We start from the raw sequence: 14,012 nt of genomic DNA on the forward strand, positions 1-14,012 counted from the left end.
GACATCCTCATGGCGTATCTGGAAAACATCCGAACCTTTCTGCGCGTTTACGAGCTGGGCAACATGTCCGCTGCAGCGCGAGATCTGCGGATTTCCTCCGCCGTCGCCTCGTCACGGGTGTCCCAACTGGAAGAGCACCTGAACGTCCGCCTGTTCCAGCGAACCACCCGAGCCCTCAGCCCGACAGAGCATGGCAACTTGTTCTATCGCGGTGCAACAAAAATAATCGAGGCGGTGGAAGAAGCAGAAGCGGAGATCAGCAATGTCACCCGTTCACCGCGCGGCACGCTGTTTGTTGCAGCCCCCATCGGCATGGGCCAGCGGCTGATCGCCCCGGCGATCCCGAAATTCAAGGAAGCCAATCCGCTGATCGACATTCGCCTGCGCCTGTCCGACCGCAAGGTCGACCTGACGGGCGAAGGTCTCGATGCCGCGTTCTTCCTTGGCCTGCCGGAAGATTCCAATCTCAAGATCCGCAAGATCGCCGATTGCGACCGGCTGCTTTGCGCCTCTCCGGAGTATCTCGCCCGCAAGGGCAACCCGAAAACAAGCGACGAGCTTGCCGCCGGCCGCCATGACTGCCTCAACATGCGTTATCCCGGTGCGCCGGAATTCCAGTGGCCGCTGCAGACGGATACTGGCGTCAAGCGCGTCGCGGTATCCGGCCCGTTCGAATCCGACCATGGCGATGTCCTGACCGGCTGGGCGCTGGAAGGCCACGGCATCGTGCTGAAACCGGCGTTTGAAGTTGCCGACTATCTGGCTTCGGGCAAACTGATGCCGGTGCTGGAAAACGAACCGCCGATCCCGGTGCAGATGGCCTGCCTTTACACGCACCGCCGCCGCCAGGACCCGAAAGTACGCCTGTTCCTGGATTTCATGGTGACGCATATCCAGAAATCTCTGGCGGATATGGCAGCGCGCTAGCGCTCTGCCATCCGAACCGTGTCGCCGTTGCTGCGCGTGTCCCACCACACGCCGAGGGCATCGACGAGCGGCACCAGCGCGCGCCCGTTCTCCGTCAGGTCGTATTCGACGCGAAGCGGATAGCCTTCATATTCCGTCCGCCGGACGATGCCCGCATCTTCCAGCCTGCGCAGTTCGAGCGTCAGCATCTTGTGCGAGATGGTCGGATTGTCCCGGCGAAGATCGCTGAACCGTTTCGTCCCCTCGGTCAGATAGTAAATCAGCAAGGTCGGCCAGCGGCCGCTCAGGACCTGCATCACTTCTTCGATGGGACAGCGGGAGACAAGCTCTTTCATAAGCGCTCCGTGGTAACAAAAAGGTGCGTAATTGCCTTGGTTTGGCAGCGTGTTAGGGTCCGCCCATCGCTGCGCAGCGTGATCGACAGAAATCACGGAGAACGAAACTTTGGAACCCATCCTTATCTATGGATACCCTGCCGGCAGCTCAATGGGGCTCGTCGCGGCTTTCGAATGGCTGCGCGAACCTTACCGGCTTTGCCGCGTCGACATGCTCGGCGAAATGCGGGATCCGTCCTACAAGCGCCTGAACCCGCGCGTCGAAACACCGGTGCTGGTGACCGACCGGGGGGACGTGCTGACGGAAACGATGGCCATCGGCGCCTGGCTGGAAGCAAGAGATACGGAAAGACGGATCACCTTCGAGGCAGCTTCGACGGACGCCGACCGGATGCATCAGTTGATGGCGTTCATCAACACGGGATTCACTGCTGCCTTCAGCCCCCTTTGGACGGCGATGGAAATGGCGGACCCCGACCCCGCAATGCAGGCATCGCTGACCGAATTCGGTCGTTCGCAGGTGATCGAACGTCACGACAGGCTCGAGGAAATGATCGGCGACGGCAAATATCTCGTCGCCGACCGGCCGAGCCTTGCCGACGCCGTGCTGATCGGCGTTGCCAGATGGCTGGATGTCCATGCCGTTGCAAACCGGAACCGCTGGCCGAAACTGTCGGCGCTGCGCGCGAACCTGGAGGCGGACGCCGCCGTTCAATTCGCATGTGAACTGGAAGAGGGGAAAGAGCCGGCCGGCTCCGGAGCCTGCAAGGGACATGTCGCCCTTGCGGACATCCTGGAGAAGTATGGCAGCTAAGCCAACCGCAGTTCCGGGCGCCGGTTGTGCGGCGCCCGGAACGTTCGAAGCAGACCCGGTATCCGGCGGGTCGCGCGGACGTCCGGGATAGGCACTGCTTGTGCCGCTTATCCGGTGAGCGATCTTTCCAGCAGCGTGTTTATCTCGCCGCGAAGGGCATCCGCGAAACTCTCCACCAGCATCGACAAGGGCCGGTTGGCCGGGGTGAGCAGCGACATGTTGAGAAAGCACTCCGGCTTGAATGGCCGGAAGACAAGGCTGTTCTGGTCGCCGCCCAGATGTGCCGGGCAGGTACGCCACCACTGGCTTTGGTGGAAACACAGACATTCGCCGACAGGCAGGCATCGCTGCAGCATTTGAGCGGAGCGCTGCGCGGCTGGCGGCTGCTTGCCAAGGGGTTGGGACTAATCGCAGAAATCCGCAAGGCGGGCGTTCCCCGCTACACCGGCGCATCGGCAATTGCCGTTGAAGGCATGACGCATGACGCTGGCCGAAACCATAAGCTTCGCATTCGGAGGCAGAAGCCACAGGCTGGAGTGTGCAACGGCGCTGCTGCCGTCGCTTGGCGTAACTCGAATGCTTGCCAGCAAGACCTCAAACGCAAACGTACGCCGGTTCAAATCCCTTTGAAGTCACCCCGGGCGAGCAACGCGTGACCCGGGGTCTGCTCATTTCCAGAACTCAGGCGTAGTTCTCAATGCGCCCGCTTCAGCGAGCTGCCCCTGCGAGTAGGCCCGGATCTGCGCTGCGCTTGTCCGGGGTGACGGCCTTGGGGGGCGGGGCTTGAACGAAAACGGCACTGCCGGCTATGGCAAACGAAACGTCTGCGTGGTTGGCAAGGTATCCCAAAACCTGTCCGGCAACAGAGACGATCTTCCAGCCCCCAGCCCCCTCATCCTGAGGAAGTGCGCAGCGCTGTCTCGAAGGATGGGCCGCTTGCTCCGAATTTGCCGCCAATAGTTCGAGGCATCGGCCAACCTCGGGATGAGCGATCCTCTCTGGCAAATTCACGGACAGAGTGTTGCCCGCCGGGCACCCCTTGGCGAAAATCCGTCGCAAATTCAAGCCTATGTCCGGCGCAATCCCCGTGCATTGCTTCAGGTGTCTTGCGCCTGTCACCGATCCTTGAAATGAACACCTCATGATCGGCTACTCGTCCTACATCCTGTGCACCTCCCCCCGTAGCGGCAGCACGCTGCTCTGCAAGCTTCTGGCGGCGACGGGTGTTTCCGGGCATCCGGGCTCCTATTTTCACGAGCCGTCCCAGGAGGATTGGCTTGAGGACCTGAATGTCGATGTTGTGCCGGGGGAAAACGAGCAGGCGACGCTGCGCCGCATCTTTGCGGCAGCAATCGAAAAGGGCACGCGGGGCAAAGGTCTGTTTGGCCTGCGGCTGCAGCGGCACAGCTTCGATTTCTTCATGAAACAGCTGGCCATCCTGCACCCGGCCCATGAAAGCGATCTTGCACGTCTTGAAGTAGCCTTCGGCAAGACGCTGTTCATTCACCTGACCCGTGCTGACAAGGTCGACCAGGCGGTTTCCTTCGTTCGTGCCGAGCAATCCGGCCTCTGGCACAAGGCTCCGGACGGCACCGAGCTCGAGCGATTGTCGGAACCGCGCGATTTGCAATATGACGCCGCTGAAATCCACGCCTGTCACGATCGCTTCACCCGGTTTGACCGCGACTGGCAAGCCTGGTTCGAAATCCAGGGCATTTCCCCACTTCGGATTACCTATGACGCGCTTTCGGCAGATCCGCAGGGCACGCTGAGACTGGTTCTTCAACGGCTCGGCCTGGAAGCGTCAGCAGCGGAGGGTGTCGTGCCCGGCGTTGCCAAACTGGCAGATGCCACCAATGCCGACTGGGTGTCCCGTTTCCGCGCTGAGCTGGAGATCGACAGCGCCAGCTAAAGCCTCCTGTGTGAACCACCTGCGCGGCCGAGCCGTATCCTTCTCGAACAAGCAAGCGTTTTGCAGCCGCCTTGGCCGCGGGCCAGGAATGCTGTTAAGCTGTTGATGCTTCGACGGGAAACAGACGGACGGGTGGTTTGATGAACCTCGAAAGTTTCGTTGCCGAACTTCAATCCTGGGCCACGCTGGCCCTCAGCTACCTGACTGCGCCCTGGTTTGCCTATCAGCTTGCCATCATCGTAGTTCTGTTCGGCCTGGCCAAGCTGCTGAGCCTTCGCGTCGAGCCGAGGCTAGAAGCCCGTGCACGTGAAATCAGGGGCCATCCGGGCCTGCTTCGTGTGGTGGTGGCCCTGCTCCGGCGGATCGAGTGGATCTTCTTCAGCCTGTTCCTGTTCATTGCCCTTACGGTGATGCGCAGCGTCACCTGGCCGAGCCGGAGCCATTTCATCGCGATCGCCCTGTCGCTGTCGCTCGCCTGGCTGTTTGTCTCGGTTCTGTCGAGGGTCATCCGCAACCGGCTGGTGGCAAGAACGCTCAGCTGGCTCGCCTGGATCTATGTTGCGCTGGTCATTTTAGGTTTCGACGATGAGGCCGGCACCTTCCTCGACAGTCTGGCGTTGCCACTCGGCGAGATGCGGTTGTCCTTGCTGCTGATCCTGAAGGCGGTTCTGCTACTGTTTGCGACAGTCTGGGTCGCGGTGGTCCTCGGGCGCTATTTCGATGAACAGGTACAAAAGTCGGATGAGCTGACCCCGTCGATCCGCGTGTTGATCGGCAAGGTCGCCAAGTTCGGGCTGATCCTGGTGGCCGGAACGGTTGCGCTTTCCTCGGTCGGTATCGATCTCTCCGCCTTCACCGTCTTTACCGGGGCGGTCGGCCTCGGTCTCGGGTTCGGCCTGCAGAAGGTCATTTCCAACTTCATTTCCGGCATCATCATCCTGCTCGACAAGTCGATCAAACCGGGCGACACCATCTCGCTGGAAGGCACGTTCGGCTGGATCCGCGAGTTGCGTGCCCGCTTCGTTTCCGTGGTAACGCGGGACGGACGCGAATATCTGATCCCGAACGAAGACTTCATCACCCACCGTGTGATCAACTGGTCCTTCAGCGACGAGCTTGTCCGCCTTGACGTCAATTTCGGCGTCTCCTACGACGCCGACCCGCATGAAGTTTCGAAGCTTGCCATCGAAGCGGCGATGACGGTCGGCCGGGTGGAAGGCTCCCGCCGTCCGGTCTGCTGGCTTACGGGATTTGGCGACAGTTCGCTCGACTTCGTCCTGCGCTTCTGGATCCGGGATCCGCAGCAGGGACTTACCAACGTACGCGGCAAGGTGTTGCTGGCGCTTTGGGACACCTTCAAGGAAAATGACGTCGGCATCCCGTATCCGCATCGGGAAATCATCATTAAGAAGGAATCTGAGCCGGGCCTTCCTGATTGACCCTATTTTGTGTGGCGCCAACTTCTGGCGATTAACGCGTTTGAAAACTCTAATATCATAGGTTGTCGCCAAACTTTCCAGCAACTGAGATACAATAGAGTCATGGCGCGTATTTTTTTGGTATTTTTTCTTCTGCTGAGTGTCGTTGCGTGTCAGCATCAACAGACTGGTGGTCAGGCCTATCGCATCAATCGAGTTATCGTAGAGCCTGGTGGAGGTCCTTTTGCGCCAATAGCCGCTGCTCAGCTCAGAGCGAAACTTCAGGCTGTGGCAGACGACATCAACCGCCAACTGAGCCCGAACGCTCCTGCGCATGATCTTATTGTTCGGCTAGAATCTGTAACGTATGTGGCGCCTAACGGGCCCTTCCTGCTGGGACGTAGCCGGATTAAAGGCAAGATGCAGGCAGGTGACTGGCGTTACAGCTTTTCCGGGTCGGACGATGGCGCTCCGGGTTTGAGCGAGAGTTTCAGTTTGTATAGTTTTTACAGCCCGGAACGCAGCTTTGGCCGGATCGCACAGCGGATCGCCAACAAGTTTTCGATCAATTATTCAGGCACCTTCAGGACAAAAAGGACGTCATGGGACAAGTTGACTAAAGCAACTCCCAACCGCGTCTCGCAATCCCGAACCACAGTTCCTGGTCAGCCCGGTCTGGTGGCTCCACCTCCGCTCGTTGTGATTGGCGGGTCTCGATAGAAGCCTCAACTCCCCCGGTAAGTCGAATAGCTGAACGGCGAGACCAGAAGCGGCACGTGGTAGTGGGCTTCTTCCGACATGCCGAACCGCAGCGGCACCGTGTCGAGGAATTTCGGGTCCGGCAAAGCGGTTCCAGCGGCGTCGAAATAGGCGCCGACATGGAACACCAGCTCGTAGGTTCCGGTCTTGAATTCGTCTTTCGGCAGGATCGGGCTGTCGGTGCGGCCGTCGTCGTTCGTTTCCAGGCTGCGGACGTAGGTCCTGTTGTCACCATCAATTGCATAAAGATCGATCTTGATGCCTTTTCCAGGGCAACCCTGGGCGGTGTCGAGCACGTGAGTCGTCAGGTAACCGGCCATCTTGGCCTCCTCCAAATGTCAGTTTGCGCGCATGATGCTGTGGGCCTCAATCGAAGGGCACCCGTGGTTCACAGGAAGCACTTTCTAAAAAGACGAGAAAGTCATGTCCATTATTCTGTTTTATAAGAAGACAACATGCCAGCCCTTGAATGAGGCATAGTCTTTGCTTGGTTCAAAACACGTTGGTATCACGAGGAGGTCCGTCTTGAATCGCTATTCCCGGAACATGCGTGGCTATGGTCAGAACCCGCCGGATCCAAAGTGGCCGGGCGGGGCCAGGGTCGCTGTCCAGTTCGTGTTGAATTACGAGGAAGGCGGCGAGAATTGCGTGCTGCATGGCGATGCGGCGTCCGAGGCGTTCCTGTCCGACATTCCGGGCGCGGCCCAGTGGCAGGGCAAACGCCACTGGAACATGGAATCCATCTATGAATACGGCGCCCGCGCCGGTTTCTGGCGCCTGCACCGGCTGTTTACGCGGGCTAATATTCCGCTGACCATCTATGGTGTCGCTTCCGCTTTGGCCCGCAGCCCGGAACAGGTGCAGGCCATGAAGGACGCCGGTTGGGAAATCGCCAGCCATGGCCTGAAGTGGGTCGAACACAAGGATATGCCCGAAGCAGAGGAACGTGCGGCCATTGCCGAAGCGATCCGCCTGCACACGGAAGTGGTCGGCAGCCGACCGCTCGGCTGGTACACGGGCCGTTGCTCGGAAAACACCGTTCGCCTCGTCGCCGAGGAAGGCGGTTTTGCCTATATTTCAGACACCTATGATGACGATCTGCCCTATTGGCTGGATGCCGATGGCCGTGATCAGCTGATCATTCCCTATACGCTGGAAGCCAACGACATGCGCTTCGCGACGGCACCGGGATGGACGGATGGCGAGGATTTCTTCCTCTATCTGAAGAACGCCTTCGACATGCTCTATGAGGAAGGCACGACGGACACGCCGAAGATGATGTCCATCGGCCTGCATTGCCGCCTCGTCGGCCGTCCGGGCAAGATCATGGCGCTGAAGAAATTCATCGATCATATCCAGGCTCATGAAGGCGTCTGGTGCCCACGCCGCATCGAAATCGCGGACCATTGGGCCAAGACACACCCGCCGCAGAAGGGTCTTCGCCCCAGCCGTATGGAAAAAGCCGAGTTCGTCAAAACCTTCGGCGGCATCTTCGAGCACTCCCCCTGGATCGCCGAACGTGCCTTCGAGCTGGAACTCGGCCCGGCTCATGACTGTGCCGCCGGTGTTCACAACGCGCTGTGCCGGATGTTCCGTTCCGCAAGCGAGGAAGAGCGCCTCGGCGTTCTGACTGCCCACCCGGATCTTGCCGGAAAGCTGGCACAGGCAGGTCGCCTGACGGCGGAAAGCACCAACGAGCAGGCCAGCGCCGGTCTCGACATGCTGACCGACGAGGAACGCGAGACCTTTACCCGGCTGAACAATACCTACGTCGAAAAACACGGTTTCCCGTTCATCATCGCGGTGCGCGATCATGACAAGGCTTCGATCATGGCTGCCTTCCAGCGCCGGATCGACAATGACCGGGCGACCGAATTCGAGGAAGCCTGCCGCCAGGTGGAACGGATTGCCCAGTTCCGGCTCAAGGACCTGCTGCCGTGAGCCGTCTCATTGCCCCATCGATCCTGACCGCAGAGGCCTTCGCCCCCTATGGCGATGTTCTCGAGGTGGCGGGCGCACCCGACAAAATCATAAATCAGGGCATGTGCGGCCGCCATCATGACCGGGCGAAGCTCGACTTCGGCGAAGGCCGGGCGGGCATCAGCCTGTTCGATGCCAAGGCCCGGTCGTTTCCCTATGTCGTCGACATGGTCGAGCGACACCCGGAAGGCAGTCAGGCCTTCATACCGCTGGACGGTGTGCCGATGCTGGTTGTCGTCGCTGACGACGAGAATGGCCAGCCGGTCAACCTGAAGGCATTCATCAGCCAGCCCGGACAGGCGATCAACCTGTATCGCGGCACCTGGCACGGTGTTTTGGCCCCGCTCTGGCAAGCGGGCCGCTACGCGGTCGTGGACCGCATCGGGGAAGGAACCAACCTGGAGGAACACTGGTTTCCCGACCCTTGGACAGTGGAGGCCGACAACAAGGAATAAGCCTCCCTTTCAGAACGATCCCTGCCCGCTCAACGAGGCGGAGACGTTCACACGACCTTCAGAGGAGCAGAAATGTCTAATTCATCGATCGGATCTCCGGAGCAGCTCCGGGATCCCAATTACACGCCACCGCTTTACAAGGCGATCCCGCTCGGCATCCAGCATGTCCTGGCCATGTTCGTCTCCAACGTCACACCTGCCATCATCGTGGCCGGTGCAGCCGGCTTCGGCTTCGGGTCCAATTCTCCCGACTTTCCGGAACTGCTTTATCTCATCCAGATGTCGATGGTCTTCGCCGGGGTCGCGACCCTGTTGCAGACGATCACTCTCGGCCCGGTCGGCGCGGCCCTGCCCATCGTTCAGGGCACATCCTTTGCCTTCCTGCCGATCATGATCCCGCTTGTTGCCGGCAAGGGGGTCGACGGTCTCGCGGCGCTGTTCGGGGGCGTGATCATCGGCGGCTTCTTCCATGCGTGTCTTGGCCTCGTCATCGGCAAGATCCGCTTCGCCCTGCCTCCGCTGGTGACAGGACTTGTGGTGACGATGATCGGTCTCGCGCTGGTTCAGGTGGGCATCCAGTATGCCGCCGGCGGTGTCCCCGCCATCGGCACGCCGGAATACGGCTCGCTGCTCAACTGGGCGGCCGCTCTGGTGGTGATCGTGGTGACACTCGGGCTGAAGTTCTTCGGCAGGGGCATGATGTCGGTCTCCGCGGTTCTGCTCGGTCTGATCGCCGGTTACATCTTCGCCCTTGCCACCGGCATGCTGACCTTTGAAGCCGTCTCCACGTCCTGGGACCGTGCGGCTGTCTTTGCCCTGCCGCAGCCGTTCAAATACGGCTTCGAATTCTCGTTCGCCGCCGTGCTCGGCTTCTGCCTGATGGCCTTCGTTTCCGCGGTGGAAACCGTGGGCGATGTATCCGGCATCACCAAGGGCGGCGCCGGCCGGGAAGCGACCGACAAGGAAATCGCCGGTGCGACCTTTGCCGACGGTCTCGGCACGGCTGTCGCCGGTTTCTTCGGCGGTTTCCCGAACACCTCCTTCAGCCAGAACGTCGGCCTCATCGCCATGACCGGCGTCATGAGCCGCCATGTGGTGACCATCGGCGCGATCTTCCTGATCGTCTGCGGTCTGATCCCGAAGGTCGGCGCGGTCATCCGCACCGTTCCGATCGAGGTTCTCGGCGGGGGGGTCATCGTGATGTTCGGCATGGTTGTTGCCGCCGGTATCTCGATGCTGTCGGATGTGAACTGGAACCGGCGCAACATGGTGATCTTCGCCATTTCGCTTTCCATCGGTCTCGGCCTGCAGCTGGAACCGGGCGCCCTGCAGCACATGCCGGACACCGCGCGTATCCTTCTGACCAGCGGCCTGCTGCCGGCAGCCCTGATCGCCATCGCCCTCAACCTGGTGCTGCCGGAAGAACTCTCCGACGAATCCACCGAAGAGGTCTCCGGTGGTCTCTCCGGCCACGGACGCGGCTCCCTGCCGAAGGAAGAAGGTGCGTAAGGACAAGGGTTTCATATGCATGAGAAAGGGCCGCGTGAGCGGCCCTTTTTTGTGATCTGTCGCCGTCTTCCTGGACGCGAACATTCCGGACCGGGTTCCGAGGCCATTCGATAGATAACGTGAGACTATCCAGTCTCATGGGTCCCCGATCCCGGCTCGCACTTCGTTTGGCCGGGATGACGATGGTGGGGGCCTGCAGGGAAGAATTTCAGGCGTTTCAGCAGTTGGAAATTTCCCCCTCCGTCATTCCGGACAAGGGAGGCGCAGCTGGACGCAGATCCGGAATCCAGACATATTTCGCGCTGAAGGCGCGTCTCTATTTTTGAGAAGTCTTCGCTTTGCTCACGCTGACGCGCTGGGTTCCGGATCTGCGTGCAGCCAAGCTGCACTTGTCCGGAATGACGGGGGAGGAGAAATTGTGTCCCTACCGCCCCGCCATCAGCCGTGCCATGTCGATCATCCGGGCGGAAAAACCCCATTCGTTGTCGTACCAGCCGAAGATGCGCACCTGGTAGTCATTGGCCTCAAGCGTTTCAGGCAGATGGATGACCAGGGATTCCGGTCGGGCACGCATGTCCGTCGAAACCACCCGGTCCCCTACGAAGCCGATCACCGGATTGCCGGAAAAGATCTCGAGCAGCCTGGTGTTGAAAGGGGCTTTCACGGGCTGTGCCAGCGTCACTGTCAGGTCGACGGCGGAAACACTGATCGCGGGCACCCGGACGGCGGCACCGCTGATCTTGCCCTCAAGCTGCGGCAGCACCTTGCCGACAAGCTTGGTAGCGCTCGTGGTAGTCGGCACCATGGAAACGCCGCCGGCACGACTGCGCTCCAGCGGTCCCCTCGGGGCGTCCACCATCGGCTGGCTGCCGGTGTAGCAGTGGATGGTGGTCATGTGCCCGCTCCTGATGCCGATAGCATCATCAAGACCGCGTAGCAGCGGAGCGAGGGCATTGGTGGTGCAGGAACCGTTGGAGACGATGCGGTGGTCGCCGAGCTGGTCTTCGTTGGCACCAAGCACCAGGGTGATATCGGCTGCCTTGGAAGGGCCTGAAATCAGCACGTTGGCTGCGCCGGCTTTCAGGCCACGTTCCGCGATCTCGCGCGTGTCTGCCTTGCCGGTGCATTCCAGCACCACGTCCACCTGGGAAAGATCAAGGAGAGACAAATCGGGTTCGGCAGAGAAGACGATCTCGCGTTCGTCCACCGTCAAGGTGCCCTCGCCCGCTGTTACTTCGCCCGGCCACGGACCGAAGACGCTGTCATACTTGAAGAGATAGGCACAGGTCTCAAGCGGTGCGATATCGTTGATCCGCACCACCTCGATGCGTTCCGTTTCCGGAAGCTTCAGCACTTGACGCAAGAGGGTCCGGCCGATCCGGCCGAACCCGTTGATCACAATCCGCATTTTCCACGGTCCGTCTAGAAATCCACTTCGATCGCGACGCCCTTCTGGATCGCCAGATCGACCGCAGCGGATGCCACGGCAAGATCCTGAAGACCGACGCCGGTACCGTCGAAGAGGGTGATATCGCTCTGCGACGTCCTGCCTGGATGATTACCATTAATGACCGCGCCGATCTCAATTATATTGTCCTCAGAGACAATTCCGCTGGCCACCGCATGCTGGCATTCACCGATCGTCGCCGACTGAGCGACTTCATCCGTGAAGAGCTTTGCCTTGGCAACAAGCGCAACATCGACTTCCTGTTTGCCCTTGGTATCGGTGCCCATGCACGCGATATGCGTGCCCGGCGAAACATGCTCTTCCATCAGGATCGGGTCGAAGCTGGAGGTGATCGAGATGATCACGTCGGCTTCTGCGCCCATCCTTTCCAGATCGACGGATTCGTAAGGCAGACCGAGTTCGTTCGCGGTTTCCTCCAGGCGTACAAGCATTTCCGGATGAAGGTTCCAGCCGAGCACCTTTTCGAAGTCGCGCTGTTCGGCAGCGGCCCGCATCTGGAATGCGGACTGGTGGCCAGCTCCGATCATGCCAAGCACCTTCGCGTCCTTGCGTGCAAGATGCTTGATAGAAACCGCAGAAGCTGCCGCTGTTCTGAGGGCGGTCAGCAGGTTGCCACCGACGACGGCCTTCGCCTTGCCGGTATCGGCATCGAACAGGAACACGGTCGACTGGTGGTTGGTCAGGCCCTTTGCCATGTTGCCCGGCCAGTATCCGCCGGATTTCAGGCCGAGCGCGAGCGAGGACCGGTCAAAGCCCGACTTGAACCCATAAAGCGCATCGGCATGGCCGATTGCCTCGCGAATAACCGGAAAGTTATAGGCCGCCCCGCCCGCCATGGCGGCAAAGACGCTTTCGACAGCGTCAAAGGATTCCTGGCGGCCGATCAGGCCGGCGATTTCCTTTTCAGGAACGATGATCATGTGTGTCTCCAGCAAAACATCGTCTTCCCCCCGACCTCATCCTGAGGAGGTGCGAAGCGCCGTCTCGAAGGATGGGCCGCTCGCTCGGAGTGTTTGGCCATCCTTCGAGACGGACCTGCGGTCCTCCTCAGGATGAGGGGGATGGTGGTTATTGACGTGGCAAACCCCACCGTCGTCATGCCATGGCTTGACCATGGCATCCATGCCGCGTCCCATCCGTTCGAAAAGCTTCGATGTGTGGAAAGGTCACGGCATGGATTGCCGGGACGAGCCCGGCAATGACGAACAGCTGGGAGCTCGTTGTCCTCAATAAGCCTTGCCGCGGGCCGAGACCGGCCAGACCGTCTCGACCTTGCCGCCCCGCACGCCGACATACCAGTCATGGACGTTGGCGGTCGGGTCGCAGTGGCCGGGCACCAGCTTCAGCTTCTCGCCCACCTGCAGAACACCCTTCGGGTCGGCAATGACCCCGTGCTCGTCCGAGCACTTGATATATTCGACATCGTTGCGGCCGTAGATGAACGGCAGACCGCTGTCGACGGACTGGGCTTTGAGGCCCGCATCGCAGATCGCCTTGTCGGCTTTCGCGTGGCTCATCACCTGGGTCAGGATGAAGAAGGCGTTTTCCCATTCCCCCTGGTCGATGCGCTTGCCGTCCTTATCGAGAATGCGGCCGTAGTCTGCATCCATGAAGGCATAGGAACCGCATTGCAGCTCGTTGTAGACGCCCGAATTGGATTCAAAATAGTAGGAGCCCGTGCCGCCACCTGAAACGAGTTCCGGCTCCAGGCCTTCCTTCTTCAACGCCTCGACGGCGTCCTTGACCATGGCAATGGCAATGTCGAGCTTTTCCTTGCGGGCTTCATAGCTGTCGATGTGCTGCATGGCGCCCTGGTAGGCCTGGATGCCGCTGAACTTCAGGTTCCTTGCCGCGTCCACTGCCTTGGCAATTTCGACGACCGCCTCGCTGGTGGTAACGCCGCAACGACCGGCACCGCAATCGATCTCGATGAAGACCTCCAGCGAGGTGCCGTGCTTGACGGCAGCTTCAGACAGGTCGGCAACGTTTGCGAGGTCATCGACGCAGACGATGGTGCGGCAGCCAAATTTGGGCAGCCGGGCCAGGCGATCGATCTTGGCCTTGTCGCGAACCTGGTTCGACACCAGGATGTCCTTGATGCCGCCACGGGCAAAGACCTCGGCTTCCGAAACCTTCTGGCAGCAGACGCCGACAGCACCGCCGAGGCGTTCCTGCAGCTTTGCGACATCGACCGACTTGTGCATCTTGCCATGCACCCGGTGACGCATGCCGTGAGCCTTGGCGTAGTCGCCCATCTTCCTGATGTTGCGCTCCAGTGCATCGAGATCGAGCACCAGGCAAGGCGTCTGGATATCGGCCTCGTCCATGCCCGGAAGGGCCGGAACGTCGTAGCCGACTTCGAGTTTTTCAAATCCGGTTTGTGCGTTCATTTTGTATTTCTCCAAGTAGCTCAGGCATTCCAGATCAACCAGCTT

The 14,012-nt window shown here is 60.3% G+C and carries 14 protein-coding genes; 8 read left to right on the top strand and 6 right to left on the bottom strand.

The annotated features are described in order from the left end of the window. The first annotated feature begins 9 nt into the window (after positions 1 to 9). The gene (locus FIV05_RS01255) at positions 10 to 927 is read left to right on the top strand and encodes a LysR family transcriptional regulator (protein WP_152508397.1); all 918 of its coding nucleotides are present in this window, start codon (positions 10 to 12) and stop codon (positions 925 to 927) included. Here the strand turns inward: FIV05_RS01255 and FIV05_RS01260 are convergent. After that, a complete protein-coding gene (locus FIV05_RS01260) occupies positions 924 to 1,262 on the bottom strand; it encodes a helix-turn-helix domain-containing protein (RefSeq protein WP_152508398.1) in 339 nt (112 codons plus the stop codon). The genes FIV05_RS01255 and FIV05_RS01260 overlap by 4 nt on opposite strands. 109 nt (positions 1,263 to 1,371) lie before the next feature. On the opposite strand from FIV05_RS01260, the gene FIV05_RS01265 reads away from it, so the two are divergent. After that, the gene (locus tag FIV05_RS01265) at positions 1,372 to 2,076 is read left to right on the top strand and encodes a glutathione S-transferase family protein (RefSeq protein WP_152508399.1); all 705 of its coding nucleotides are present in this window, start codon (positions 1,372 to 1,374) and stop codon (positions 2,074 to 2,076) included. 107 nt (positions 2,077 to 2,183) lie between these two features. Here the strand turns inward: FIV05_RS01265 and FIV05_RS01270 are convergent, their stop codons facing one another. Next, complete coding sequence (locus FIV05_RS01270) at positions 2,184 to 2,432, bottom strand: hypothetical protein (RefSeq protein WP_152508400.1); 249 nt, start codon at positions 2,430 to 2,432, stop codon at positions 2,184 to 2,186. Positions 2,433 to 3,217: 785 nt separating this feature from the next. Here FIV05_RS01270 and FIV05_RS01275 point away from each other — a divergent pair. The 3 genes from FIV05_RS01275 to FIV05_RS01285 all read left to right on the top strand — a co-directional run bounded on the left by FIV05_RS01275 (position 3,218) and on the right by FIV05_RS01285 (position 6,126). Beyond that, positions 3,218 to 3,988: a Stf0 family sulfotransferase gene (locus tag FIV05_RS01275; RefSeq protein WP_152508401.1), complete on the top strand. Its 771-nt coding sequence runs from the start codon at positions 3,218 to 3,220 to the stop codon at positions 3,986 to 3,988. 140 nt (positions 3,989 to 4,128) lie between these two features. Further along, positions 4,129 to 5,427: a mechanosensitive ion channel domain-containing protein gene (locus FIV05_RS01280; RefSeq protein ID WP_152508402.1), complete on the top strand. Its 1,299-nt coding sequence runs from the start codon at positions 4,129 to 4,131 to the stop codon at positions 5,425 to 5,427. 102 nt (positions 5,428 to 5,529) lie between these two features. Continuing rightward, entirely contained in the window at positions 5,530 to 6,126 is a 597-nt protein-coding gene (locus FIV05_RS01285) for a hypothetical protein (RefSeq protein WP_152508403.1), read from the top strand. A gap of 5 nt (positions 6,127 to 6,131) precedes the next feature. Here FIV05_RS01285 and uraH read toward each other — a convergent pair whose 3' ends face one another. Further along, positions 6,132 to 6,485 (bottom strand): hydroxyisourate hydrolase, encoded by a 354-nt coding sequence (gene uraH, locus FIV05_RS01290; protein ID WP_152508404.1) that lies wholly within the window; start codon positions 6,483 to 6,485, stop codon positions 6,132 to 6,134. A gap of 226 nt (positions 6,486 to 6,711) precedes the next feature. Between uraH and puuE the strand changes: the two genes are divergently transcribed. From puuE to FIV05_RS01305, 3 genes are all read left to right on the top strand, one after another. Beyond that, positions 6,712 to 8,106: an allantoinase PuuE gene (puuE, locus tag FIV05_RS01295; RefSeq protein ID WP_209009983.1), complete on the top strand. Its 1,395-nt coding sequence runs from the start codon at positions 6,712 to 6,714 to the stop codon at positions 8,104 to 8,106. Beyond that, a complete protein-coding gene (locus FIV05_RS01300; RefSeq protein WP_023002142.1) occupies positions 8,103 to 8,600 on the top strand; it encodes an ureidoglycolate lyase in 498 nt (165 codons plus the stop codon). Before puuE ends, FIV05_RS01300 begins: the two co-directional genes overlap by 4 nt. Before the next feature lie 72 nt (positions 8,601 to 8,672). Further along, positions 8,673 to 10,109: a nucleobase:cation symporter-2 family protein gene (locus FIV05_RS01305; protein ID WP_152508406.1), complete on the top strand. Its 1,437-nt coding sequence runs from the start codon at positions 8,673 to 8,675 to the stop codon at positions 10,107 to 10,109. Positions 10,110 to 10,533: 424 nt separating this feature from the next. Here FIV05_RS01305 and FIV05_RS01310 read toward each other — a convergent pair whose 3' ends face one another. From FIV05_RS01310 to bhcC, 3 genes are all read right to left on the bottom strand, one after another. Then, positions 10,534 to 11,517 (bottom strand): glyceraldehyde 3-phosphate dehydrogenase NAD-binding domain-containing protein, encoded by a 984-nt coding sequence (locus tag FIV05_RS01310; RefSeq protein WP_152508407.1) that lies wholly within the window; start codon positions 11,515 to 11,517, stop codon positions 10,534 to 10,536. A gap of 14 nt (positions 11,518 to 11,531) precedes the next feature. After that, positions 11,532 to 12,497, bottom strand: a complete 966-nt coding sequence (gene bhcD, locus FIV05_RS01315) for an iminosuccinate reductase BhcD (RefSeq protein ID WP_152508408.1) — start codon at positions 12,495 to 12,497, stop codon at positions 11,532 to 11,534. A gap of 306 nt (positions 12,498 to 12,803) precedes the next feature. Then, the gene (gene bhcC / locus FIV05_RS01320; RefSeq protein WP_152508409.1) at positions 12,804 to 13,967 is read right to left on the bottom strand and encodes a 3-hydroxy-D-aspartate aldolase BhcC; all 1,164 of its coding nucleotides are present in this window, start codon (positions 13,965 to 13,967) and stop codon (positions 12,804 to 12,806) included. Positions 13,968 to 14,012: the final 45 nt, after the last annotated feature.

Origin of the sequence: Labrenzia sp. THAF191a (genome assembly GCF_009363335.1) — a bacterium.
Taxonomy (GTDB): Bacteria; Pseudomonadota; Alphaproteobacteria; order Rhizobiales; family Stappiaceae; genus Roseibium; species Roseibium algicola.

Bases quoted from the DNA above. Each gene is read 5' to 3' on its own strand.
- uraH (WP_152508404.1), bottom strand. From the start codon at position 6,485: ATGGCCGGTTACCTGACGACTCACGTGCTCGACACCGCCCAGGGTTGC.
- FIV05_RS01255 (WP_152508397.1), top strand. From the start codon at position 10: ATGGCGTATCTGGAAAACATCCGAACCTTTCTGCGCGTTTACGAGCTG.
- FIV05_RS01280 (WP_152508402.1), top strand. From the start codon at position 4,129: ATGAACCTCGAAAGTTTCGTTGCCGAACTTCAATCCTGGGCCACGCTG.
- puuE (WP_209009983.1), top strand. From the start codon at position 6,712: ATGCGTGGCTATGGTCAGAACCCGCCGGATCCAAAGTGGCCGGGCGGG.
- bhcC (WP_152508409.1), bottom strand. From the start codon at position 13,967: ATGAACGCACAAACCGGATTTGAAAAACTCGAAGTCGGCTACGACGTT.
- FIV05_RS01285 (WP_152508403.1), top strand. From the start codon at position 5,530: ATGGCGCGTATTTTTTTGGTATTTTTTCTTCTGCTGAGTGTCGTTGCG.
- FIV05_RS01275 (WP_152508401.1), top strand. From the start codon at position 3,218: ATGATCGGCTACTCGTCCTACATCCTGTGCACCTCCCCCCGTAGCGGC.
- FIV05_RS01260 (WP_152508398.1), bottom strand. From the start codon at position 1,262: ATGAAAGAGCTTGTCTCCCGCTGTCCCATCGAAGAAGTGATGCAGGTC.
- FIV05_RS01305 (WP_152508406.1), top strand. From the start codon at position 8,673: ATGTCTAATTCATCGATCGGATCTCCGGAGCAGCTCCGGGATCCCAAT.
- FIV05_RS01310 (WP_152508407.1), bottom strand. From the start codon at position 11,517: ATGCGGATTGTGATCAACGGGTTCGGCCGGATCGGCCGGACCCTCTTG.
- FIV05_RS01270 (WP_152508400.1), bottom strand. From the start codon at position 2,432: ATGCTGCAGCGATGCCTGCCTGTCGGCGAATGTCTGTGTTTCCACCAA.
- bhcD (WP_152508408.1), bottom strand. From the start codon at position 12,497: ATGATCATCGTTCCTGAAAAGGAAATCGCCGGCCTGATCGGCCGCCAG.